Annotated in this window: 22 protein-coding genes; 12 read left to right on the plus strand and 10 right to left on the minus strand. The window is 72.1% G+C overall.

What is annotated here, in order from left to right; genetic code table 11:
• Positions 1-29: 29 nt before the first annotated feature.
• Positions 30-797, plus strand: coding sequence for an endonuclease/exonuclease/phosphatase family protein (locus FKD65_RS25740; protein WP_141579917.1), 768 nt, complete (start codon positions 30-32; stop codon positions 795-797).
• On the opposite strand, the gene FKD65_RS25745 is transcribed toward FKD65_RS25740, so the two are convergent.
• Positions 794-1,567, minus strand: a complete 774-nt coding sequence (locus FKD65_RS25745) for an SAM-dependent methyltransferase (RefSeq protein WP_240809597.1) — start codon at positions 1,565-1,567, stop codon at positions 794-796. The two genes, FKD65_RS25740 and FKD65_RS25745, sit on opposite strands and share 4 nt — an antisense overlap.
• A 124-nt stretch (positions 1,568-1,691) precedes the next feature.
• On the opposite strand from FKD65_RS25745, the gene FKD65_RS25750 reads away from it, so the two are divergent.
• Positions 1,692-2,747: an MBL fold metallo-hydrolase gene (locus tag FKD65_RS25750; protein ID WP_141579919.1), complete on the plus strand. Its 1,056-nt coding sequence runs from the start codon at positions 1,692-1,694 to the stop codon at positions 2,745-2,747.
• Positions 2,748-2,751: 4 nt separating this feature from the next.
• On the opposite strand, the gene FKD65_RS25755 is transcribed toward FKD65_RS25750, so the two are convergent.
• The 6 genes from FKD65_RS25755 to FKD65_RS25780 all read right to left on the minus strand — a co-directional run bounded on the left by FKD65_RS25755 (position 2,752) and on the right by FKD65_RS25780 (position 7,971).
• Entirely contained in the window at positions 2,752-3,513 is a 762-nt protein-coding gene (locus FKD65_RS25755) for a class I SAM-dependent methyltransferase (RefSeq protein ID WP_141579920.1), read from the minus strand.
• On the minus strand, positions 3,510-4,157 hold the full coding sequence (locus FKD65_RS25760) for a GNAT family N-acetyltransferase (RefSeq protein ID WP_141579921.1): 648 nt from the start codon (positions 4,155-4,157) through the stop codon (positions 3,510-3,512). Before FKD65_RS25760 ends, FKD65_RS25755 begins: the two co-directional genes overlap by 4 nt.
• 94 nt (positions 4,158-4,251) lie before the next feature.
• Positions 4,252-4,449, minus strand: coding sequence for a hypothetical protein (locus FKD65_RS25765; protein ID WP_141579922.1), 198 nt, complete (start codon positions 4,447-4,449; stop codon positions 4,252-4,254).
• Between the two features lie 88 nt (positions 4,450-4,537).
• Entirely contained in the window at positions 4,538-6,289 is a 1,752-nt protein-coding gene (locus FKD65_RS25770) for a peptidylprolyl isomerase (RefSeq protein WP_141579923.1), read from the minus strand.
• A gap of 34 nt (positions 6,290-6,323) precedes the next feature.
• The gene (locus FKD65_RS25775) at positions 6,324-6,614 is read right to left on the minus strand and encodes a chorismate mutase (RefSeq protein ID WP_205718257.1); all 291 of its coding nucleotides are present in this window, start codon (positions 6,612-6,614) and stop codon (positions 6,324-6,326) included.
• Between the two features lie 49 nt (positions 6,615-6,663).
• Positions 6,664-7,971, minus strand: a complete 1,308-nt coding sequence (locus FKD65_RS25780) for a GH1 family beta-glucosidase (protein ID WP_141579925.1) — start codon at positions 7,969-7,971, stop codon at positions 6,664-6,666.
• A 149-nt stretch (positions 7,972-8,120) separates the two neighbouring features.
• On the opposite strand from FKD65_RS25780, the gene FKD65_RS25785 reads away from it, so the two are divergent.
• From FKD65_RS25785 to FKD65_RS25805, 5 genes are all read left to right on the plus strand, one after another.
• Positions 8,121-8,744: a TetR/AcrR family transcriptional regulator gene (locus FKD65_RS25785; RefSeq protein WP_141579926.1), complete on the plus strand. Its 624-nt coding sequence runs from the start codon at positions 8,121-8,123 to the stop codon at positions 8,742-8,744.
• Between the two features lie 83 nt (positions 8,745-8,827).
• Entirely contained in the window at positions 8,828-9,436 is a 609-nt protein-coding gene (locus tag FKD65_RS25790; RefSeq protein ID WP_240809598.1) for a hypothetical protein, read from the plus strand.
• Between the two features lie 201 nt (positions 9,437-9,637).
• Complete coding sequence (locus tag FKD65_RS25795) at positions 9,638-10,744, plus strand: ferritin-like domain-containing protein (protein WP_141579927.1); 1,107 nt, start codon at positions 9,638-9,640, stop codon at positions 10,742-10,744.
• A 259-nt stretch (positions 10,745-11,003) separates the two neighbouring features.
• Positions 11,004-11,846, plus strand: a complete 843-nt coding sequence (locus tag FKD65_RS25800; RefSeq protein ID WP_141579928.1) for a hypothetical protein — start codon at positions 11,004-11,006, stop codon at positions 11,844-11,846.
• Between the two features lie 535 nt (positions 11,847-12,381).
• Positions 12,382-12,954 (plus strand): septal ring lytic transglycosylase RlpA family protein, encoded by a 573-nt coding sequence (locus FKD65_RS25805; RefSeq protein ID WP_141579929.1) that lies wholly within the window; start codon positions 12,382-12,384, stop codon positions 12,952-12,954.
• A 52-nt stretch (positions 12,955-13,006) separates the two neighbouring features.
• Here FKD65_RS25805 and FKD65_RS25810 read toward each other — a convergent pair whose 3' ends face one another.
• Positions 13,007-14,008: a hypothetical protein gene (locus FKD65_RS25810; protein ID WP_205718258.1), complete on the minus strand. Its 1,002-nt coding sequence runs from the start codon at positions 14,006-14,008 to the stop codon at positions 13,007-13,009.
• A gap of 329 nt (positions 14,009-14,337) precedes the next feature.
• Between FKD65_RS25810 and FKD65_RS25815 the strand changes: the two genes are divergently transcribed.
• Positions 14,338-14,700, plus strand: coding sequence for a YkvA family protein (locus tag FKD65_RS25815; protein WP_141579930.1), 363 nt, complete (start codon positions 14,338-14,340; stop codon positions 14,698-14,700).
• A 61-nt stretch (positions 14,701-14,761) separates the two neighbouring features.
• Here FKD65_RS25815 and FKD65_RS25820 read toward each other — a convergent pair whose 3' ends face one another.
• On the minus strand, positions 14,762-15,511 hold the full coding sequence (locus FKD65_RS25820) for an IclR family transcriptional regulator (RefSeq protein ID WP_302931550.1): 750 nt from the start codon (positions 15,509-15,511) through the stop codon (positions 14,762-14,764).
• A 181-nt stretch (positions 15,512-15,692) separates the two neighbouring features.
• On the opposite strand from FKD65_RS25820, the gene FKD65_RS25825 reads away from it, so the two are divergent.
• From FKD65_RS25825 to FKD65_RS25840, 4 genes are all read left to right on the plus strand, one after another.
• The gene (locus tag FKD65_RS25825; RefSeq protein ID WP_141579931.1) at positions 15,693-17,129 is read left to right on the plus strand and encodes a hypothetical protein; all 1,437 of its coding nucleotides are present in this window, start codon (positions 15,693-15,695) and stop codon (positions 17,127-17,129) included.
• Positions 17,130-17,284: 155 nt separating this feature from the next.
• A complete protein-coding gene (locus FKD65_RS25830) occupies positions 17,285-17,533 on the plus strand; it encodes a zf-TFIIB domain-containing protein (RefSeq protein ID WP_141579932.1) in 249 nt (82 codons plus the stop codon).
• A 271-nt stretch (positions 17,534-17,804) separates the two neighbouring features.
• Positions 17,805-19,601, plus strand: coding sequence for a fatty acyl-AMP ligase (locus FKD65_RS25835; protein WP_141579933.1), 1,797 nt, complete (start codon positions 17,805-17,807; stop codon positions 19,599-19,601).
• Between the two features lie 64 nt (positions 19,602-19,665).
• On the plus strand, positions 19,666-22,452 hold the full coding sequence (locus FKD65_RS25840) for an MMPL family transporter (RefSeq protein WP_141579934.1): 2,787 nt from the start codon (positions 19,666-19,668) through the stop codon (positions 22,450-22,452).
• A 52-nt stretch (positions 22,453-22,504) separates the two neighbouring features.
• Here FKD65_RS25840 and FKD65_RS25845 read toward each other — a convergent pair whose 3' ends face one another.
• Complete coding sequence (locus tag FKD65_RS25845) at positions 22,505-23,740, minus strand: glycosyltransferase (protein WP_168221192.1); 1,236 nt, start codon at positions 23,738-23,740, stop codon at positions 22,505-22,507.
• Positions 23,741-23,742: the final 2 nt, after the last annotated feature.

A 23,742-nucleotide genomic window follows, 5' to 3' on the forward strand; every position in this document is an offset into this window, starting at 1 on the left:
GGGCAACGCGGTGACATAGAGTGGCCGCCATGCAGGCGCGCGTCCTCACGTTCAACGCCCTGTTCAAGGGCGAGGCCCGGGCCCGGATGGGCGTGCTGGCCGAGATGATCGAGAAGTCGGACTACGACGTCGTCTGCCTCCAGGAGGTGGTCTCCTGGAGGGTCCTGCGCGTGCTGCGCCGCGCCGCGCCCTCGTTTCCCCACGTCGCCTGCGTGCCGGTGTTCCCGCTGGTGCGCGGTGGTCTGGTGACCCTCTCCCGGCACCCGGTGACCCGCCGCCATTTCCAGGCGTACATTCCGGCCCGCCCGGTCCGTCCGGAATGGCTGCTGGGCAAGGGCGCCCTCTTCACCCGGATCCGCCTGCCCGATGGCCATCTGACCGTTGTGAACACCCACCTTTCGGCGAACCTGGACATGGACTGGTCCCCGTCCAATGTCTACGCGCGGATCGAGCGGGCGGAGCTGCGCGGGCTGGCGGCGGCCGTCGACCGGATCCCGAGAACCGAGCCGCTGGTGGCGATGGGCGACTTCAACGTCCCGCGCGACTCCTCCTACTTCGCGGAGTTCGTTTCGCACACCGGCCTGCGGGACGCCTTCGGCGGCGGCACCGAACCGACCTTCCGCCCCGAGTACGCGCAGATCGGCGCCATCGACCAGCTCCTGGTCACGCCGGGGCTCGACGCGCAGACGCGCCTGGTCTTCAAGGAGGAGGTCCGGCTCCCCGGCGGCCGCTCGACCGTCCTTTCCGACCACTACGGGATCGAGGCCGTCCTCACCTCCGGGAACGCGGGCGCCTAGCCGTCCTTGCGGGCCACGGCCGTCCAGCCGGCGTCGGTGACGTACTCGCCGCCGTAGGGGCGCCACTCGTGCAGGCGGACGACGCCCGGGTCCACGATGGTGAGGCCGTCGAGGAGGGCGGCGACCTGGTCGCGCGTCCGCGCCACCAGGCTCGCGCTCGCCGACTGCGACTTGTAGGTCTCTCCCACCTGCACGTTGCGCTGCTCCTCCAGCGCCGCGTGCGACAGGATGACGTGGCTGCCGGCGGGAAGCGCGTCGGTGAAGCGCCGGACGAGCGCGGCCGGGTTCTCCTCTTCCTGGAAGAAGTGAAGGACGGCGACGAAGAGCACGCAGACCGGCCGCCGGAAGTCGATCAGCTTGTGCACCTGCGGGTCGTCCAGCACCGTGCCGGGTTCGCGCATGTCGGCCTGGACGATCGTGGTGAGCTCGTCCGTCGCGAGCAGCGCACGCGCGTGGACGGTCCCCATCGGATCGTTGTCGACGTACACGACCCGCGCGCCGGGCCGCTCCTCGCGGGCGGTCTCGTGCACGTTGCCCTGCGTGGGCAGGCCGGTGCCGATGTCCAGGAACTGGTCGATGCCGCGTCCGGCGACGTAGCGGACGGCGCGCTGGAGGAACGCGCGGTTCGCCCGGGCGACCCCCTCGACCGTGGGCAGCGCCCGCGCGACCGCCTCCGCCGCGGCGCGGTCCGAGGCGTAGTTGTCCTTGCCGCCCAGGAAGTAGTCGTACATGCGGGCCACGCTCGGCGTGCCGGTGTCGACACCGGGCACGGACGAGGCTTCTCCGGAGTCCGCCATCCCGTCGCCACGACCTTCCCTAGGCGGTACAAATCATGATCATTCAGTTTACGCCGCCCTGCCTCGCGCGCGGGTGACCGCCGGTTAGGCTGCCGTCATGTGCGAGACCGCCGGCGGGACCGGTGAGGCGGTGGCGTCGATGCCGCGTCCGGCGCGGGGGGCGGCGGTCGATCCCGTCGCGCTGGAGCCGGTCGACGAGGTCGAGATCCTCACCCTGGTCGACAACGTCTACGACGCCCTGCTGGGCGACGACGAACGCACCCGCCGGGCGAGGGCCGGGGCGGGCGTCGTGGCCGCGCCGCAGTTCGAGGGCGGCCGCACCACCGGCGGGATGATCGCCGAGCACGGATTCGCCGCGCTGGTGACGGTGCGCAGGGCGGGCCGCTCGACCACGCTGCTCTTCGACACCGGCCGGTCGCCCGACGCGATGGTCACGAACGCCGACAGGCTCGGCATCGACCTCGGCGGCGTCCAGGGCGTGGTGCTCAGCCACGGCCACTTCGACCACGCGGGCGGGCTGGCGGGGATGGTCGGCCTGCGCGGCGTGCGGTCGATGCCGATGGTGCTGCACCCGCTGGTGTGGACGAGGCGCCGCCTCGCCGTGCCCGGCCGGGAGACCGAGGAACTGCCGACGCTGAGCAGGCGGGCGCTCGACGGGGAGGGCTTCCAGGTCATCGAGCGCCGCGAGCCCTCGCTGCTCCTGGACGGCAGCGTCCTGATCACCGGCGAGGTGGACCGGACGACCGAGTTCGAGCGCGGCATGCCGCCCCCGCACCAGGCCTGGACGGGCGCGGACTGGGTGCACGACCCGCTCGTCCTCGACGACCAGGCGCTCGTCGTCCACGTCCGGGGCCGCGGGCTCGTCGTGCTGACGGGCTGCGGCCACGCGGGCGCGATCAACATCGTCCGGCACGCGCAGCGGCTGACGGGGGTCGACCGGCTGCACGCGCTCGTCGGCGGGCTGCACCTCGGCGGCCCGGCCTTCGAACCGGTCATCCCGCCCACCGTCGCCGCGCTGGCCGACCTCGCGCCCGGGCTCGTCGTCCCGGGGCACTGCACCGGCTGGCGCGCACAGCACGCGCTGGCCGCCGCCCTGCCCGACGCCTGGGTGCAGGGCAGCAGTGGCACCGCCTACCGGCTGAGCGCCGCGTAGCGCCTCACGACGGCTTGCGCGCCTCGATGAGCGTGCGGGACGAGTGGGCCGTGAAGACGCCCTCACGCCGGATCAGCTCGTCCAGCTCCCGCAGGCGTTCGCGGTGGCCGTCGACGGTGAAGCCGGGGACGATCCAGATCACTTTGCGCAGGAAGTAGACGACCGCGCCGATGTCGAAGAACTCCATGCGGAGGCGCTCGGAACGCAGGTCCGCGATGTCGAGCCCCGCGGCCCGGGCGGCGGCGCTCTCGGCCTCCGGGTCCCGTTCGCGGCGGGCTCCGGGCTGGGGGCCGAGGAAGAACTCGGCCAGCTCGAAGACGCTCGCCGGGCCGACGTGCTGGGCGAAGTAGGTCCCGCCCGGCGCGAGCACCCGCGCGATCTCCGTCCACCGGACCGTGGCCGGATGGCGGCTGACGACGAGGTCGAACGCCTCGTCGGCGAACGGAAGCGGCCGCTCCTCGGAACCGGCGACCACGACGACGCCCCTGGCGTGCAGGAGGCGGGTGGCCTTGGCGATGTTCGGCGGCCAGGACTCGGTCGCCGCCATCGTGGGCGGGAGCTCCGCGACTCCCGCGAGCACCTCCCCGCCGCCGGTCTCGATGTCGAGCGCCGCCCGCGCACGGCCCAGCCGCTCGCCCATCAGCCGCTGGTAGCCCCAGGACGGGCGCTGCTCGGTCGCGCGGCCGTCCAGCCAGGAGAAGTCCCAGCCCGCCACGGAGACGGCGCCGGCCTCGGCGACCAGGTCGGCGAACGTCCGCTCGGTCACTTCGGAAGGCCCAGCATCGTCCGGCAGGGGCCGAGGCCCTCGATCGTGACGGGGACGGAGCGGTGGCGTTCCCAGTCCTCCCGGGTGAGCCGGTACCGCCGGTCGATGGTCATGGACCCGCGGACGACATGGCGGTCCACTCCGTTGGGCCGGTACCCGAGCTTGCGCGACACCGCGTTCGAGGCGTGGCTCTCCTCAAGGGCGCTGGAGACGGCCTCCTCGGCGTCCAGGCCGGCGAAGGCCAGGTGCAGGACGGCCGCCCTCATCTCCGTGCCGATCCCCTGCCCCTGGTGGCGGCGACCGAGCCACGAGCCTGTCGCGACCTGCCGGAGGACGACGAGATCCTGCGCCCAGAGCGACTGCTGCCCGACGACCTCGCCCTCATGGAACACGGTGAGGTCGAGCTCCCACTTCTCGGGCGTCCATTCCGCGAGCCTCCTCCAGTGGTGCTGGACGACGCCGCGGGCGACCTCGGCGGGCGGGCGGTCCGTCCACGGCACCAGGAACGGCATCGTCTCCGGGTCGTGGACGCCCGCGGCGGCGAGGTCGGCCAGCGCGGCGAGTTCCTCGGACGAGGGCAGGCGCAACTCCAGCCGCGGCGTCGTCAGCCGCAGCCCGAGCGGCGGGAAGTGATCGACCAGCATCCCCTCACCATGGCCCTTCCAGCCGTCCCTCGGCACCTGGTTTGGCCTGCCCGCTTCGCGCGGGCCGTATCGGGCCACCTGGATGACCGGGTGGTCAGTGGCCCAGGAGGAGGAAGACGACGCCGCCGACGACGTGGGCGGCGACGGTCACGGCGAGGACGGCCACGAACAGGGCCTTCGCGGTGGGGTGGTCGAAGTGGGAACCGGGGCGCCCGCGCTGGGACGACCTGCTCTGCGCCTGCTGTTCGAGCTCGTCCAGGGACGGCAGGAAGGACGGTCGCTTGAGGGCCATCGCTGAACGTCCTCCTCGGTCGGGGGTCTGCCTCACCATTGTCAACGCCCCGTGAGCCCGGTCTAATCCGGGTGTCATGACCCCCTGGTCAGGACGTGCGGAGGGCCTTGATCGTGACCTCCTGCTCCGGGCGGCCGTCCTTGCCGCCGCCCGCGACGCCCTTCCTGGCGACCTCGTCCACGAGGTCCATGCCCGAGGTGACCTGGCCGAAGACCGTGTAGGAGGCGGGAAGGCTCGTGGTGGCGCCGTACAGGATGAAGAACTGGCTGCCGTTGGTGTTCGGGCCCGCGTTGGCCATGGCCACGGTGCCGCGCGTGTAGCGCGCGGAGCTCAGGCTCTCGTCGTCGAACTGGTAGGTGGGGCCGCCCGTCCCGGTCCCGCTCGGGTCGCCGCACTGGAGGACCCGGAGGCTCGGTTCCGTCGTGAGCCGGTGGCAGGAGGTGCCGTCGTAGAACTTCTTGGCCGCGAGGTAGGCCAGGGAGTTCACCGTGCAGGGCGCCTTCCCGGCGTCCAGCGAGATCCGCAGCGTGCCGCGCCCGGTCTCGATGGTGGCGCGGGACGGGAGCGACGACGGCCGGGCCGGGGGCCGCCCGACCTCCCTTTCGCCGGTGGCGTCGGCGGTGCCGCCCGCTGGGCGGTACGTGCACGAGGTGGACGGCGCGGACCGGGCGACCGGCGTCTCGCCGCCGCTCTCCCCGCTGCCCCTTGCCTCGTCGTCGCCCTTGAGCAGGGTCGCGGCGACGAACCCGCCGGCCAGGACGACGACCGCGGCGGCGGCTCCGGCGATGAGGAGGATCCGGCCGCCCCGCCCGCTCGGCCGGGGGCCCCCCGGGTTCGGGTAGGTCCCCGGAGGCGGCGGGGACGGGAGCGTCGGCGCCCAGCCCGCGGCACCCGGCGGCGGGGGCGGCTGCGCGGGCGGCGGGTACGCACCGCCCGATGGCGCGGGTGCCGGCGGCGTCCAGTTCGCGGCCCGCGGGGACGCCGGCCGCCGCGCGGCGGCCGAGGTGCCTTCGGCCAGGAGGTTCGCGGTCGGGCCGAGGCCGAGCAGCCGCTGGAGCACCTGGAGCGCGGTCGGGCGGGCCGCCGGCTCCTTCTCCAGGCAGGACGCGACGACCGTCCGCAGGTCCCCGGTCAGCGCGCCCAGGTCCGGCTCGCCGTACAGGATCCGCTGCATGATGGCGGGCACCGACTCGCTGCCGAACGGGGGGACGCCGTTCGCGGCGAACGCCATCGTGCAGCCCCACGCGAACATGTCCAGCGGCGCGCCGCCCGCGGTGCCCGCCACCTGCTCCGGCGCCATGTAGGCGGGGGTGCCGACGGCTCCGGTCAGGGTGGCGGAGGTGGCCTCCAGCGGGCGCGCGACGCCGAAGTCGATGACCTTCGGGCCGTCCGGGCCGAGCAGGACGTTGGCGGGCTTGAAGTCGCGGTGGACGACGCCGGCCTCGTGGATGGCGGCGAGCGCGGTGGCGGTGCCGATGGCGAGCCTGACGAGCTCCTCCGGGGACGCCGCCCCGTCCTCCAGGACCTGCTCGCGCAGCGAGGGCCCGTCGATGTACTCGCTGACGATGTAGGGCGTGTCGCCGTCGGCGTCCGCCGCGAGGATGCGGGCCGTGCAGAAGGGCGCGACGCTGCGGGCGGCCGCGAGCTCCCGGTCGAAGAGGGTGCGGGCGCGCTCGTCCCGTCCGATGTCGGCGTGCAGGAGCTTCGCGGCGACGCGCTGCCCGGTGCTGGACTCGCCCAGGAAGACGATGCCCTGGGCGCCCTCGCCGATCCGGGCCGTCAGCCGGAACCCGCCGATCTCGCGGGGGTCCGTGGCGCGCAGTGGGCGGGTCTCCGGCATTCAGGAACCTCCACGACTGGGCGGAGGAAGCAGCCTATCGGCGGCGGGACGCGTGCTCGGTCAGCTCGAGGTCGACGAACGCGCCGATCATCGCACGCCATACCGCCTCCGCGACCTCGGGCGAGAGCCCGGCGCCCGCGGCCCTCTCCCGCGCCAGCCCGACGACCCGCTCCACCCGGTCGGGCGCGCGGACGGCCTGCTCGTCGCGCTTGAACGCCGCGGCCGCGCGCACCAGTTCCTCGCGCTCGGCCAGAAGCCGGACGAGGCGCCCGTCGATGGCGTCGATCCGGGCGCGAACGTCCTCGAGCGTCTCAGGGGGTTCCATAGGCCTCAGCATGCCGCACGGGCGCGCGGGGAGCCGTCCGCCGGGACCGTCAACGACTCCTGGAGGACGCGATGAGGTCGCGGTACCAGCCGTAGGACGTCTTCGGCGTGCGCTTCTGCGTCTCGTAGTCGACGTGGACGAGCCCGAAGCGCGGGTGGTAGCCCTCCGCCCACTCGAAGTTGTCCAGGAGCGACCAGGTGAAGTAGCCGCGGATGTCGACGCCCTCCTCGACGGCGGTCCGCACGGCCGCTATGTGGGCGTCCAGGAACTCGACGCGGGAGGGGTCGTCCACGGTCCCGTCCGGGCCGGGCTCGTCGGCGAACGAGCATCCGTTCTCGGTGATGTAGAGCGGCGGCAGGTCGTAGCGGGAGTCGAGGGTGCGCAGCAGCGACAGGAAGGCGTCAGGGACGATCGGCCAGCCCATTCCGGTCGTCGGGTACCCGGCGATGTCCACGATGTCGAACGGCAGCGGGCCCTCGGCCGGGGTGGCGAGCCGCGTCGGCTGGTAGTAGTTCACGCCCAGGAAGTCGAGGGGCGAGGCGATGACCGACATGTCCTCGGAGCGGATGAACGGGGCGTCGTCCTCCACCAGGTCCGGGTAGGTGCCGAGCAGGACGGGGTCGGTGAACAGCCGGTTCATGAACGCGTCGAAGGCGTCGGCGGCGGGCTGGTCGCCGGGGGACGCGGCCCAGGCCGGGGAGTAGTGGTTGGTCAGCCCGACCGAGCGCGCGCCCTTGCTGCGCAGGGCGTTGACGGCGAGGCCGTGGCCGAGGAGCTGGTGGTGCGCCGTGGGCAGCGCGTCGAGCATGAGCGTCCGGCCGGGGGCGTAGACGCCGAAGGCGTAGCCGTAGGCGGTGACGACCACGGGCTCGTTCAGGGTTATCCACATGTCGACGCGGTCGGCGAGGCGCTCGGCGGCCAGGTAGGAGAATTCGGCGAACCGGTAGGCGGTGTCGCGCTCCATCCAGCCGCCGGCGTCCTCGAGCGGTTGCGGGAGGTCCCAGTGGTAGAGGGTGGCGGCGGGCGCGATGCCGGCCGCGAGCAGGCCGTCCACGAGCCGGTCGTAGAAGTCGAGGCCCTTGGCGTTGACGGCCCCGCTCCCGGAGGGCTGCACGCGCGGCCACGCGATCGAGAACCGGTAGGCGTCGACGCCGAGGTCCGCCATCAGCGCGACGTCCTCGGGCCAGCGGTGGTAGTGGTCGCAGGCGACGTCGCCGGTGTGGCCGTCGCGGGTCCGCCCGGGCGTGTGGGAGAACGTGTCCCACGTGGACGGTCCCCGCCCGTCCTCGTCGACCGCCCCCTCGATCTGGTAGGCGGCGGTGGCGACGCCCCAGCGGAAGCCCTCTGGAAGACCCATCCGCGTACCCCTCCCCGACGGTCTGTCCGAAATGCGAATAGTATTCGGATATTACTGGCGGGGTGGTGCGGGCGGAAGAGTCCTGTGGCCCCGGGGGTATGGCACGCTGCGCAGGCTCAGTATCGGTGCGTTCGGGGGACAATGGCGAGGTGACCGAGAACCGAACGCCGCTCCGCCGCCGCCCCGCCCAGCGCCGCAGCGCCGAGCGCGTCCAGCGGATGCTGGACGCCTGCGCCGCCATCCTGGACGAGGACGGCTACGACGGCCTGACCACGACGCGCATCGCCCAGCGCGCCGAGGTGGCGATCGGCTCGGTCTACCAGTTCTTCCCCGACAAGCGCGCCGTCGCGCAGGCGCTCGCGCTGCGCAACCTGGAGGAGTTCGGCGACCGGATCTCCGCGCGGCTCGCCGGGGGCGGCTTCGCCGACTGGTCCGACACGGTCGGCGCGATCATCGAGATCTTCGTGCAGATGCACCGGACCGTGCCCGGCTTCCGGGTGCTGCGCTTCGGCGACGTCGCCGACGTCAACCTGCTGGACTCCGACGCCGACAACAACGCCGTGGTCGCCGACCGGCTCCGCCGGATGATCGTGGACACGTTCGGCATCCAGGACACCCCCGGCCTCGCCACCGCGCTCGCCATCTCGGTCGAGGCGGGCGACGCCGTGCTGAAGATGGCGTTCCGCCGCAGCCCGGACGGCGACCCGGAGATCGTCGCCGAGGCCGAGCGGCTGATACACGGCTACCTGGCCGCGCACATCCAGGAGACCTGACCCGACCCTGGACGCATCCGGAAAACATCGGATGTAAGGGACTCGCTGTGGCAGACTCCCCTCCGCAAACCGAGACGGAACGGGTGAGTTCGCTGGACGAGGAAAGACTCCAGGCACAGCGCAGGCTGCTGATCCGGCAGCGGGTGCGCCTGATGGTGAACCAGTACGAGGTGCACGCGGAGGGGCCGGGCGGCGAGGAGGGCGAGCTGCTCGCCTTCGCGCAGCAGAAGCGGCTGGCGTTCAAGGAGCAGGTCACCCTGTACTCCGACGACTCCAAGTCGCGCCCGATCCTCGGGTTCAAGGCGCGCAAGCGCATCGACCTGGCCTCGGCGTACGACATCACGGACGCGCACGGGCAGCCGATCGGCGTGTTCCGCAAGGACTTCAAGAAGTCGCTGATCGCCTCCACCTGGCACCTCGAGCAGCCGGGCCTCGGCGTGACGACCGGTAGCGAGCGCAACAAGTTCGTGGCCGTGCTGCGGCGGGTCTGGAACTTCATCCCGTACGTGGAGAACCTGCCGTTCGCGTGGCCGTACCACTTCGACTTCTACGCCGGCGACCAGGTGGTCTTCAGCGTCGACAAGAAGTTCGGCTTCCGCGACCGCTACGTCATCGAGATCAACGATCCGCGCCTGGACCGCCGCCTCGTCATCGCCCAGGCCGTCGGCCTGGACGCCCTCCAGTCCCGCTGACGCGGGACCCGTCCGGCCCGCTCGCCCGCGCCCTCCTCTGCGGAGGTCGCGGGCGGCTGTGTTCGGTGGCGCTTTCGTGACGGGTTCCGGCGACTCCCTGGTTTCCGCCCGCTTTACATGTTACGAAGGTATGTAAACCCGTGGGCGGTGCACACCCGCGTCGCGAACCGTGCGGCGTCACCCCTGGAGGAGGATCCCCCCGTGAGTTCCTACGACCTCTACGCCACGCCTGTCCCCGCGGACACGTGGAACGTCCCGATGGCGGGCGACACCCGCTTCACCTGGGAGTACGACGACGGCCGCGACCGGCTGCTGAACCTGTACCAGAAGGGCAAGGACAAGCAGTGGGACGCGCAGAAGCGCATCGACTGGGACCTCGAGGTCGATCCGATCAACGTCGCCGGGCTGCCGGAGAACTTCAACCCGCTGTTCGGGTCCGACATCTGGGAGAAGATGACCCAGAAGGAGCGGGACGAGTTCGGCCGCCACCAGGGCTCGTGGCTGTTCAGCCAGTTCCTGCACGGCGAGCAGGGCGCGCTGAACGTCTCGGCGCGCATCGTCCAGTCCGTCCCGGACCTCGACTCGAAGTTCTACGCCGCCACCCAGACCATGGACGAGGCGCGGCACGTCGAGCTGTACGCGAAGTTCGTGCACGAGAAGATCGGCATGTACTACCCGATCAACCAGGACCTGGCGAAGCTGCTCGCCGAGTCGCTGGAGGACAGCCGCTGGGACCTGCCCTACCTCGGCATGCAGGTCCTCATCGAGGGCCTCGCCCTCGCCGCGTTCGGGCTGTACCGCGACATGTCGACCAACCCCCTGGTCAAGCAGCTCCTCGCCTACGTCATGCAGGACGAGGCGCGCCACGTGGCCTTCGGGCGGCTCGCGCTCAAGGACTACTACGCCGAGCTCACCGACAAGGAGCGGGCCGAGCGCCAGGAGTTCGTCGTCGAGGGCTGCTACCTCATGCGCGACCGCTTCAAGGGGCGCGAGGTCTTCGAGCAGCTCGACATGCCGGTGGACCGTTGCATGGAGTTCGTCGACAACTCCGACATGTTCACGCTCTACCAGTCGCTGCTCTTCAGCCGCATCGTCCCGTGTGTCCGTGATGTGGGGCTCTGGGGCGACAAGGTGCAGGCCGCCTACGCGGACATGGGCGTCCTCGACAATGCCAAGGCCGACCTCGAGGCCCTGATGAGGCAGGACGAGGAGATCGCCGAGAAGGTCGACGAGGAGCGGTACGCGGCCGAGCTCGCCGCCCGCAAGGACGAGGTCGACGAGGCCATCACCCTCGGCGCGGTCGAGTAGGCCCGCGAGCCTTCCAGGCGGGGGTGCCCTTCGGGGCGCCCCCGCTTCTGTTTTGTCGCGAGTTGTCAGCATTTAGCATTCTGTACGGGTTCGATGATCAGCCCATGGAGATCTTTTTCGTTTCCCCAAGTCCTTTTCGAATCGCCCGCGCGGGTCCCGGCCGTGTACTAGCGTCCCCGCTCGACAGTGCGCCGGGATATGTCAGCCGCCCGGACGCGCGCCACATGTGCAGGGTCGATCAGAAAACCCGGGGGAAAGAATGAACCGCTCAGCCAGAGGCCTTCTCAGGACATCCGTTCTCGGCTCGCTCGTCGCCGCGCTCGCGGTGGCGGCCGCGCCGACGGAGGCCGTACCCGCGAAGGCGGCGCCGAGCGCGGCGGCCGGCCCGTCCACGCAGTTCCTCTACGAGGCCACCGCCGCGGGCCGCGGCGTCATGCGGACGCTCCCCGCCCCGGCCGCCGAACTCGGCACGGGCGCCGTCGACGGGGCGCTCCGGGCGGCTCCGGCGGGGCCGGGGCTGCGCACCGCCGGCGACCGCGGCCCGGGGGCGGCGCTGCCCGGCCTGTCCGGCGGGGCGGGCGACATCCCCGGGACGCTGCTGGGCGGCAGCCTCGGAAAGGGCCTGTCCAAGGTCGGCGTCGGCAAGGGGCTCCCCACCGGGAAGCTCCTGCGCACCGGCGAGCCCGCCCAGACCGAGGCGGCGGGCTCGGTCCTGCCGAACGCCCGGGCCGCCGAGGCGCCCATCAGCATGGCCGGTCCGGTGCCGCTGCCCGGGCTGAAGGACCTGCGATCCCTGCTGGGCGCCGCGAGCCCCGGCAGCCTGCCGGTCGGCCAGGTGCTCTTCCCGCCGTCCGCCCGCCGGTCCGCCGCTTCGCCTCCGTCCGGCGACCTGCTCGGCCAGGTCGACGGCGCCGTGAGCAAGGCCCGGGGTCTCGGCCAGACCGAAGGCCAGGTGGTGGACGTCCTGAAAGCGCGGGAGCGCCGGTCCCGCGGGAACGGCGACGGGCCGCTCTCCATGCCGAACGCCTCCGCGCTCGGCCTGCCGAAAGTCTCCGGCCTGCCGAAGCTCTCGGGCCTGCCGGTCGTGTCGGGACGCGGCTGAACACGCCCTCCGTCCTCCCAGGTCACGGGGCGGTCCAGCGGAAGACGATCTTCCGCCGGACCGCCCCGTTCCGCTCTTGACGGACCTTTGTTATCCGTCCGAGATAAGCGGTATGCACGGAGTAAAGACGATCTTGAAATGCGGTCACTCTGTGAAGTTGATCAGCTCCGCAGGGCAAAAGGTGAGGTGACAAAGCCCACAAACACCGGCTCTACGTCTTGATCTGCCGGGGACACGACGTACGGTCAGGGACTTGTGCGGCTCTTCAGCAATGAAAAGTGAAGATGCCTTTCCAGCCGCACCTGCCGGACGCCGATCCGCGATGAAGCGGTCGCGCCTCTAGAAAGCGGCGCGGAGCGGGCTGAGGAGCCCGCAGGCGGCGGGGGATCCGGGGGACGGCCTACGTTCGCCCGACCATGCCGCGCGAGACACGGCGGCGAGATCCGCCGGGCGTCCGGGGTCCTGTCCCCTAACAAAGGACTCCTCTGTGGGTAGCCCTGTCAGGCGTCTTCTTCGAGCGCGCCTACGCACGATCATGATCGTCTCCGGCGCCGCCGTCGCCGTCCTCGCCGCGGGCGCGTTCGCCCTGGCCGGGCGCGACGGCCCCGCCGAGTCGGCACCGGCGGCGCAGACCGCGCCGCAGCCCGCGGACCCGCTGGCGGACCGCCCGCACGGCGAGCCGACCCGGGCCGGCCGCGGCGCGACCCGCTCTCCGGAGCCGTCGCCTTCGAAGACCTCCAAGAAGAAGAAGTCGTCGAAGTCCGAGAGCCAGGCCGCGAACGTGGCGAAGCCCAAGAAGAAGAAGCGGTACAAGGTCCTGAGGACGGGCTCGTGCGAGGCCTCCTACTACTGGGAGGGCCAGATGACCGCGAGCGGCGAGGCCTTCGACCCGAGCGAGCTGACGGCCGCGCACAAGACGCTGCCGATGGGCTCGAAGGTCCGCGTGACCAACAAGAACAACGACCGTTCGGTCGTCGTCCGCATCAACGACCGCGGCCCGTACGCGGGCGGACGCTGCCTGGACCTGTCCAAGGCCGCCATGAAGAAGGTCGGCGGCACCGGGTCGGGGGTCATCCCCGTCCGCTACGAGGTCCTGTCCAAGGGCTGATCCCGTACGTCCCCACCCGCCCGGCGGGCGCCGCAGCGTGCCCGCCGGGCGGTCAGGACCCGTGGCCCAGCCCCGCACCCGTTCGCTCGTCACGAGGCTCTTCGGCGCCCTCGGGGGCGGACGTCCACGAACCGTGCCGCCGCGCCATCGGCTGCGTGTCGCCGCTCGCTTCGGCGGCGTCGGTACCGGGCCGGGGCCGCGCCTCCTGCGAGGCGGCGGCTCCGGGGACGGGCGTGGCGAGGTGGTCGCGGAACCAGTCGGTGAGGACGCCGTCGACCCGGACCGCCTCGGTGATCGGCGGCCGGGGCTCGGTGCCGGGCTCGGCGGCGAGGGCGTGCCCCATCCGGAAGGTGGTGGACTCCGCGTGCCCGCCGTGCCTGCGCAGCTCGTCGCGGAGCGCCGTGATCTCCCGCGCGGGGACGACGCGGTCCTTGGCGCCGCCGACGAGCAGGACCGGGACGTCCCGCCCGGCGATGTCGGCGGCGAGGGACCCGAGGTCGAGCCGGTCGGCGAGCGCGACGGCGTGCTCGGACCACGCGCGGTCGCGTCCGGACCGCTTCTCGACCGCCCGCGCGGCACGCGCGGGGGAGACGACGGGCGCGACGAGCGCGGCGGTGCTCGCCGGGACGGCGCCGCGCGCCACGGCGAGCAGGGCGGCCGCCCCGCCCGTGCTGAACCCGGCGAGACCGACGGGACCGTCGGGCAGGTCGAGGTCGCGGCGGACCTGCGCGAGCGCGTCCGGCAGCCGCCGGGCGGCGTCCTCGACGGCCGCGCAGTACGCCTCGATGCTCTCCGTCCCCAGGATCGCGCCGGAGCCGAGGCCCCCGGGCGAGCGGCCCGGCAGGTCGAGGTAGACGCGCCATACCGGCACGCCGGTCATCGGGATCGCCGTCGCCAGCGCGGCGGCGGTCCGGGGCGGATCGAAGCCGGGCCAGGCCACGATCAGCCTGGTGGGGCCGGACGCGGCGGCGTCGACCGCGGTGGGAGGCAGCGCGACGTACGCGCCACCTGTCGCGGTGCCGTGGACGGGGCGGTTCGTATCGTCGCCGCTCATATCGGTACGTCAGCTCCTGCGATCCTCGACGGGCCATGCCGGTCGTGCCGAATGGAGGGGGTGGCTCATGTTCGCAGCGGACGCCAGCCGACACGCCGCGAACCGCCGGGCGTCGACCGCGAGAGTGATGAATGCCTCACCTGAGGTCACCCGGACTGTGGCGCGACGGGGTCGGCGCCGCGGTCATGGCGGCGGCGTCCCAGGTCGGGCCGCTGTGACCCGCGCCTCACGGCCGATCGGAGGGAACAAATCCGGCACTGATCGCGTCCTAGTCGTACGTGGGCGTTGCGGGGGCGCGCCCTCACATACCCCCCACAAAAGGAGTGCTGGTGGACAGGAAGCGCAGTGCGGCCGCCGCCGGGCAGGCCTGGCATATCTACCGCGAGACGCTCGAACCCGACGCGCCCGGCTTCTGGGAGCGCGTCCGAGCCGTCCCCAGGATGCTGAAGGCGGTCCTGCGGGGGCAGTACAAGGGGATGTCCTTCGGGACCCTCGGACTGCTGGCCCTGGGCCTCGTCTACATCATCTCCCCTGTCGACGCCATCCCCGACGTCATCCCCGTCGTCGGCATCGCCGACGACACCGGGCTGGCCCTCTGGCTCGCGTCCGTGCTGGTGAAGTCGGCCGGCGACTTCGTCGCGTGGGAGCGCGGCGGCCGTCCCTCCGTCATCGTCGGCGAGCCGGTCGACTGACGACCGCGGATCGTCTGCCCCCGGACCACGGTCCGGGGGCTTTCGCTTTGGAAGGCCGGCCTCAGGCCGAGGCCGGGCCGAGCTCCTTGGCGAAACGGGCGGCTGCGTCACGCATGACGGGCACGACGTTCGGGACCGCCTCACGCGTCATGCGTCCTGACGGTCCCGACACCGAGATGGCCGTCAGCGTCGGCGCGCCTTGCAGCGCCACCGCGACGCAGCGGACACCGATCTCCTGCTCCTCGTCGTCCAGCGCGTAACCCTGCCGGCGGATCCGCTCCAACTCCGCGAGGAGGGTCTCCGCGTCGGTGAAGGTGTTGGGCGTGTGCGCGTCCATGCCCGTCCTGGCGAGGATCTCGCGAACGCGCTGGTCGGACAGCTGCGCCAGGAGGGCCTTTCCCACGCCCGTGCAATGCGGCTGGACGCGCCGCCCCACCTCGGTGAACATCCGCATCGAGTGCTTGGACGGCACCTGCGCGACGTACACGGCCTCGTCCCCCTCCAGGACCGCCATGTTGGCCGTCTCGCCGACCTCGTCCACCAGCCGGGACAGCACCGGGCGCGCCCACGTGCCGAGCAGGCGGCTCGCGCCCTCGCCGAGCCGGATGAGCCGCGGCCCCAGCGCGTAGCGCTTGGACGGCTCCTGCCGGACGTAGCCCTGGTTCACCAGCGTCCGCATCAGCCGGTAGATCGTCGGCATCGGCAGCCCGGAGGCCTCCGTCAGCTCCGACAGCGCCATCTCGCCGCCCGCGTCCGCCAGATGCTCCAGCAGGTCGAACGCGCGCTCCAGCGACCGAACGGCCTCCGCCACCCGTGACTCCTCTCCCTCGCGACCACCCGATTCTATGAAGCTTTGATTTCGCTGTGCGAAAGAGGGTGGGTTGCCGGGATGAGGCACGTTACTCCGTTGAGCGACCGGGCAATAACCCATTGTGTCCGGCGCCTCGGCGCCGCCCCCGGGGGCAGCCACGAGGAGACGCGAGGGGGAGCGAGTGCGAGAGGAGCGATCGAGGGCCCGTTGGGGCGCGATCACGGTGGGCGGCGCGCTGGCCGTCCCGCTCACCCTGGTGAGCCCTGCCGCGCAGGCGGCGCCGGCCCCAGGCCCGTCCGGCGTCCGGGTCCTCGTGGACATGACGTCCGGCGGCGTGACGACCCAGGGGCGCTACCGCGCGCTGAGCTTCACCGCCCGTGTCCGCGCCTCGGGCGGCGTCGCGCGCGGCGTCGGCCTGCGCTTCACCGCCGACCGGCCGCTGTCTTGGACGAGGCTCTCGCCCGACTGCTCGGTGACCGGGAGCGGGCTGCGCTGCGCTCTGGGCAGTGTGGGGACGGACGGGCGTCAACGCGGCGGGACGGTTCGGCTCCCCGCTTCCGGGGCGTCCGCGAAGCCGCCGAGCATTCTCGCCGTGGTGGAGGCCTCCAACGCACCGCCCCGCTCGACCCGCATGGTCATCGCGGTCTCCGGGCACGACCAGACCTTGCCGCGCGGCGGCCCGTCCATGCCTGACTGCGCTGAGGACGAGCCGTGCCCGTCCGGTGGTGAGCCGGTGGACGGCGCCAAGCCGCTTTCCAGTTCTTCCCCGCGTCTTGTGAGGCCGGGTGGCCCGCCTACGCCGTGCGTGGGAGGCAGCACGACCGTGGGCGGATGGCCGTGCCCGACGACGTTCGGTACCAAGCCGTCCACGACCGCCGGAACGTCCCACAGCGCCAAGCCGCCTCACACCGCCAAGCCGCCTCACACCGCCAAGCCGCCTCACAGCACGAAGCCGTCTCACGGCACGAAGCCGAGCGGCGGTGCGAAGCCGCCTCACGACCTTGTCCCCTCCCAGGGCACATCGAGCCAGGGGACGCCGCACCAGGGCACGACTCCGAGCCAGGCGGCGCCGCCGTCTCACGCTGTGCGGCCGCCCGAGAACCTCGCGCCGCCTCCCAGCGTGAAGCCGTCCCACGAGGCGAAGCCCGGCGCCGGTACGAAACCGAGCGCCGGCGCTAAGCCCAGCGTCAGTGCCAAGCCGGGCGAAAGCGGCGAGCCGAGCCATGGGGGCGAACCGAACGCGGGCACTCGGCCGGACGGGAAGGGCGAACCGCCGGGCGGGCCCGCCGTGAGCGTGCCGGAGGCGCCGGGCGGGGCCGGTCTGCCGAGCGCCGGGGCTCCGCTGCCGAAACTGCCCGGGCAGGCGCCGTCGGCGCCGGTGGTCCTGCCGCCGGTGAAGCCTTCGGTGCCGCCGCAGGCGCCCGATGCCGACCGCACGGCCCTGATGTCCCCGGCCGGACTGGAGAAGAGCGACGGGACGGACTGGGCGCTCGTCCTCGGTGCCGCCCTCGTGGCCGAGATCGGCCTGCTGTGGGGCGCCACGTGCATCGTGCTGGCCCGGCGCAGGACCGCCCTGAGCCGCGCGGAGGGCAGTACAGACCGGGGCAGAACGGGCTGACGCCGGAGGCCGGGCCGGTACGACGCGAACGGACACGTGCTGGTCAGGCGTATCCGAATCGGCGGTCCGATGTCCCGCTATCACCCCGAAAAGGGCCGAGTGTCAGTAAGCTGACCGGCGACGGAAACGCGGGCGTGACGGACAGGGGATCCGGTATGTCAGACGCGACGTTCCAGTGCCCGAAGTGCGAGTCCAGGCTCGACACCCACGAACGCCACGGTGTCGTGATCGAGGAATGCCCGGGATGCAAGGGGGTCTTTCTCGACCGCGGCGAGCTGGAGCAGCTCATCGACGCGGAGAGCCGCTACCTCGCCGCGCTTCCGGACGAGGTGAACCCCGAGACGACCTACCAGGGACGGCACCGCAGGGGCATCATGCAGCAGATCTTCTCCGCCGGGCAGTAGCCCCGGGCACGGTCGGTGACCGGCCGAACGCCCAGGTGTGAAAGGGGATTTCCTCTTGTCACGGGGGTGACAAACCGGACTTTGGCGAATGTGACCGCGAGCTAATATCGCACACTGACTACCATCCGGTAGCTTGACGATCATCGCCGGTCACCGGAGACCTCCAGGCGGAATCGTCCGGCAGGCGCGGCGCACCTCCGCCGGCGGCGTGCAACCCCCTTCACGGCATCGACCACGGCCCCGTCCGGCCCGTCCCCTCGGGAGATGATCAATGGCATTGGGCTCGCTGCTTCCCGACCTCCTGCCCGGCGGCTCCGGCCGCACCCCGCTGATCGAGCGGGTCGCGCGGTGGGCGAGGGAGAAGCCGGACGCCCCGGCCTACACCTTCGTCGACTACTCGGCCGACCCGTCCGGCGCGCACCTCACGCTGAGCTGGGCCGAGACCGACCGGCGGGCGCGCGCGACGGCCGTGACGCTCCGCCGGGTCACCGGTCCCGGAGAGCGCGCCGCGCTGCTGCTTCCGCAGACGCTCGAGTACATGATGACCATGCTCGGCTCCCTGTACTCCCACGTCATCGCGGTCCCGCTGTTCTCGCCCGACCTGCCGGGGCACGCCGACCGGCTCATCGGCGCCTACACCGACGCCGAGCCGGCGGTGATCGTCACGACGCGGAACGCGCTGCCGCACGTGGAGAAGTTCCTCGCCGACCACGACGTCCCGCAGCCGAAGGAGATCGTGTTCGCCGAGGAGGTCGACCTGTCCCTGGCGGACCAGTGGCAGGACGAGGCGATCGACTTCGACGACATCGCCTACCTGCAGTACACCTCGGGTTCGACGCGCCGCCCCGCCGGAGTGGAGATCACCCACGGGAACGTGACGGCGAACGCCGCGCAGCTGTGGGCCGGGTGGTCGCCCGAGAAGCCGAACCCGGAGCTGGTGAGCTGGCTGCCGCTGTTCCACGACATGGGGCTGATCGCGACGATGGCGCTGCCGCTGGTGCGCGGCGACCACGCCATCTACACCGACCCCGTCTCGTTCATCATGAACCCGATGCGGTGGCTCCAGCTCATCTCGGAGCGTCCCGGCAAGAACGTCTACACCGCGGGGCCGAACTTCGCCTACGAGTACGTCGCGTCCATGGCCTCGCCGGAGAAGATCGCCGACCTGGACCTGTCCGGGCTGACGACCTGCCTGAACGGCGCGGAGCCCATCCGCACCTCCACGCTGTCGATGTTCGCCGACGCGCTGGCGCCGGCCGGGCTGCGGCCGGGCGCGCAGGCGCCGGGCTACGGGCTGGCCGAGGCCACCGTGTTCGTCACCGCCGCCGCCGAGGACGTCCCGCCCAAGATCATCTCCGTGGACCGGGACGCGCTCACCCAGGGCGAGCTGCGGCTCCGCGAGGACGACGGGGAGGGGACGAGCGCTCTGGTGTCCTGCGGGCGCCCGTGCGGGCAGATCGTCGCGATCGTCGACCCCGAGGCCCGCGCCGAGCAGCCGGACGGCCGGGTCGGCGAGATCTGGGTGCACGGCCCCAACACGGCGCCCGGCTACTGGCGCAACTCCGAGCGGAGCCAGGACACGTTCGGCGGCGAGCTGGCCGAGCCCGGCGACCTGCCGTCCGGGCCCTGGATGAAGACCGGCGACTACGGGGTCGTCCACGAGGGTGAGCTTTATGTGACCGGTCGTATCAAGGACCTCATCATCGTGGACGGCCGCAACCACTACCCGCAGGACATCGAGGTCACCGCGCAGGAGGCGCACCCGGCGGTCCGCCCCGACCACGTGGCCGCCTTCGCGCTCACCGGCGAGGAGACCGAGCGGCTGGTGGTCGTCGCGGAGCGCAACCGGCGCGTTCCCCTCGGTCGGCTGGACGTGGACGAGGTCGAGTCGGCGGTCCGCGCGGCCGTCAACGTGGAGCACGAGATGAGCGTCCACGACTTCCTATTGATCGAACCGGGTGGCGTGTCGCGCACCTCAAGCGGGAAGATCGCACGGGCCGCGACCCGGCAGCGCTACCTCGACGGCGACCTGCCGACCACGGCGGCCCGCCTGGCGTCTCGCAAGTAACGACGGAAACCGGCCGCGCGGGGGCAGGGAGGCCCCCGGGCGGCCGTGCTGAAACAGGAGGATCATGCTTTCGGGGCTGGGGCGTCTCATCCACCGGCGACGCTGGACCAGCCTTGTCCTGATCCTGGTCATGACGGCGGTCGCGGGCGCGTGGGGGCTCGGCGTCTTCGCCAAGTTCAAGGAGGGCGGCTTCGAGGACCCCGACGCGTCCTCGACGCTCGTCGCCAAGCTCGGCGCCACCTACTTCGGCAGCACCAACCCCGACGTCCTCGTCCTGTACTCCAGCGACACCATGACGGTGGACGACCCGCGCTTCGAGGCGAGCGTCGTCACCACCGTCGCGCGCCTGCCCAAGGCCCAGGTCGAGGAGGTCGTCTCCTACTGGTCGTTCAACGGCGAGGCCGCGCACTCCTTCGCCTCCCACGACCGGCACTCGACGTTCGTCGCGGTGAAGCTGAAGGGCAAGGAGGGCGCGGACAAGACCGAGAACTACCACCTCATCAAGGACCGCATGGCCGCGCCGGGGCTCGACGTCCGGTACGGCGGCAGCGTCCCGCTCGGTGAGGAGTTCGGCAAGCAGGTCGTGGCCGACATCGTGCGCGCGGAGACCATCACCGCGCTGCCGCTGCTCATCCTGCTCGTCATCCTGTTCGGCGCGCTGATGGCCTCGGTGCTGCCCCTGGCCGTGGCCATCTTCTCGATGATCGGCGGCCTGGCCGTCCTGCACGTGGTGACGTACGCGGCCGACGTGACGTCCTTCGCCCTGGAAGTCGTCACGATGATGGGCGTCGGCCTAGCGATCGACTACTCGCTGTTCATCATCAGCCGGTTCCGTGAGGAACTGCAACGCGGCATGGCCGCCCAAGGGCTTGCACCGGGCAAACCGTGGAAGCGGGAGCGAGACAAGGCCGCGCGCAAGGCCGCCAAGAAGGAGTACCGGACGGCGCTCAAGCCGGTCCGCGAGACCGCCCTGTCCGCCACCATGGCGACCGCGGGCCGCACCATCATGGTCAGCGGCATCACCGTCTCGGCGGCTCTCGCCGGGCTCCTGCTCTTCCCGCAGATGTTCCTCCGGACGATCGGGCTCGCCGGCATAGCCACCGTCATGGTCGCCGTGTTCGGAGCCACGGTCCTGCTGCCGACGCTCTTGGCGCTCCTTGGGCCGCGCGTCGAGATCGGCCAGATGTGGTGGCGGCGCCCCAACTCCAAGCGCGCGCGGCGAGACCCGGAGAGCGGCTTCTGGTACCGGCTCGGCCACAGCGTGATGAAGCACCCGCTCCCGTACTTCGCGGTCGTGCTCGTCATCCTGGGCGTGATGTTCGTGCCGTTCCTGAACGTCCAGTTCGGTAGCGTCGACGCCCGCGTCCTGCCCAAGGACAGCACCACCCGCGCCGTGGTGGAGACGGTCAAGAAGGACTTCCCCAACGGGTCCGCCGAGCCCATCGACGTGGTGGTCTCCGGAGACCTCATCCCCCGCGACTGGACGCCGTCCGGCAAGGGCGACCCCATCCCGCCCTACCTGGAGCAGTTCAGGAAGCAGCTCGCGGCCCTCCCCGGCGTCACCGAGGCCCAGTTCACCGGCTACTCCGGCTCGTACGGGGGCGTGCGGATCTCCGTCACGCACAAGTACGAGCCGATGGACCAGCACGCCCAGGACCTCGTCACCAAGATCCGCGGGATGAGCCTGTCCAAGGACGGCTACCCGATGCACATCGACGTCGGCGGCAGCACCGCCGCGCAGATGGACCTGATGTCGAGCCTGATGAGATCCCTGCCGAAGATGGCGCTCGTCGTGGGCCTCGCCACGTTCGTCCTGCTGTTCATGTTCTTCGGCTCGATCGTCCTGCCGCTGAAGGCCATCGTCATGAACGTCCTGTCGATCGGCGCCTCGTTCGGCGCGATCGTCTGGGGCTTCCAGTACGGGCACCTCGCCGGCCTGCTGGACTTCACGCCCACCGGCGGCGTCGAGGCCACGAGCATGATCCTCATCCTCGCGGTCGTGTTCGGCCTGTCCATGGACTACGAGGTCTTCCTGCTGAGCCGCATCCGCGAGGAATGGGACCTCACGCACGACAACCGCGTGGCCGTCGCGTCCGGCATGCAGCACACCGGCGGCATCATCACCAGCGCCGCGCTGCTGTTCCTCCTCGTCATCGCCGCGTTCAGCATGGCCGGGATCACCGTCGTGAAGCTCATCGGCGTCGGCATGTTCGTGGCCGTCGTCGTCGACGCCGCCCTCGTGCGCTCCCTCCTCGTCCCCGCGACGATGCGCTTCATGGGCGCGGCCAACTGGTGGCTGCCGGGCTTCCTCGCCGGCCTGCACTCCCGAATGGACCTCCGCGAAGGCGCCGCCCTGGCCCCGGTCGGCGCCACCGCGGCCCCGCCGCGCCTCCCGGACGAGCAGCCCTACCCCTACGCCATCAACTGGGCGGCGCCGACTCCGCCCCCCACCGCCGCGCCCCAGGACGGGCACCGGCCACCGAGCGCCCCGGCACCGTCCCCCGGTACTGTGCGGCCCCCCGACACGCCAGAGCCGCCCCGGCCGCGCCAGGGCAGCGGACCGTCCGCGCCGGGCCGGGCACCCGAGCCCCCCGCCCGCCCGCGCGTCGAGGCGAACACCGCGTTCCACCCCGCCCCGAGGCCGGGCGCGCCCGAGCCGCCGGACCTCGTCTTCCGGACGGCCCCGGACGGTGCGGAGCCCGGCAGGCCGCCCGCGAAGGAACCTTGGACCCCCTGGGCGGACGGCCCGCCCGAACCGGCACCCCGGCCCGCCCCGCGCACGAAGCGCGTGATCGTCCCCAACCCGGACGGCTCAGGCTGGCACTGGGGCGAAGAACCCGCCGACGACTGAACGCGGCGCGGCGCGGCCTTCGCTCTGAACCCTCCCGAAAGCCGCGCCGTTCCTAGCGCGGCAGGAGGGAGTCGATGACGGTCAGGGCTTGGGCCGTGCCGTCTTCCGCGCGGATGCGGTGGCCGAGGTCGGTGGCGCGGTCGGCCATGGCCTGGTCGTGGACGGCGCGACGGATCTTCGAGGCGAGCCTCGGTACGGTCAGCGCGCGGAACGGCAGGGGGGCGGGGCCCGCTCCCAGCGCGGCGACACGCTCGCCCCAGTACGGCTGGTCGCCGAAGAACGGGCACACCACGGTCGGGACGCCCGCCCGCAGCCCTGCCGCCGTCGTGCCGGCGCCGCCGTGGTGCACCACGGCGGCCATGCGCGGGAACAGCCACGAGTGCGGCACGTCGCGGACGGCGAACACGGTGTCGTCCGACGTCGCAGGGTCGCCCTGCACGATGCCCCGCACGCCGGCGAGCTTCAGGGCCGTCCGCACGGCCATGTCGGTCATCTCGGCATCCTTCGGCACCATGCTTCCGAACCCGACGTACACCGGTGCGGGGCCCGCCGCCAGGAACTCCGCGAGCTCCTGGGGAGGGGCCCACTCGGGCTCGTCCAGGAACCAGTAGCCCGTCAGGTGCACGTTGGGGGCCCAGTCGGCGGGCCTCGGGACCACCACCGGGCTGAAGCACGCAAGCACCGGACCGCCGTCGGCCCGCCGGCCCCGCAGCGGCAGCCGGGGCAGCCCGAGCGCCCCGTCCCGCCACGGGTTGATGAACGGGCGCGACAGCTGCCACGCGATCTCGTCGACCGCGAGGAAGCTGGCCCGGTTCGCCCACGGTCCGAGCGCGCGCGCCTGCGGCACGAACGGGTGCGGGAACGCCCCGGTTGGCTCGCTCGGCTGGAAATGAATCAGCGCCCAAGGAACACCGAGATGTTCACCTATGTGACGGGGAAGGAAACCCAGCGTGGGCCCCAGGATCAGTTCCGCGTCCTTACAGGCGTCCGAACACTCCGCCAGGAGCCGCTCCGCCATCGGCCCGAGGATCCGCTTGAAGCCGCGCAGGAACTTCACCGGATTGCGCCCGCCGGCCAGCAACTCCTGACCGGCGTCGGATTCGAGGATCTCGGTCGGATCCGCCGTCAGCGGCGCGAGTTCCAGCCCCGCCGCGACGACCATCGGCGAGTAGCGCGCGCTCGCCACGAGCCGCACCTCGTCCCCGCGCGCCCGCAGCGCCCGGCCCAGCGCCACGCAGGGCTGGATGTCCCCCCGCGACCCCGCCGCGAAGATCACGATCCGGCTCACGC

The sequence above is a fragment of the Actinomadura sp. WMMA1423 genome (genome assembly GCF_006547145.1).
In the GTDB taxonomy this organism is placed as follows: domain Bacteria; phylum Actinomycetota; class Actinomycetes; order Streptosporangiales; family Streptosporangiaceae; genus Spirillospora.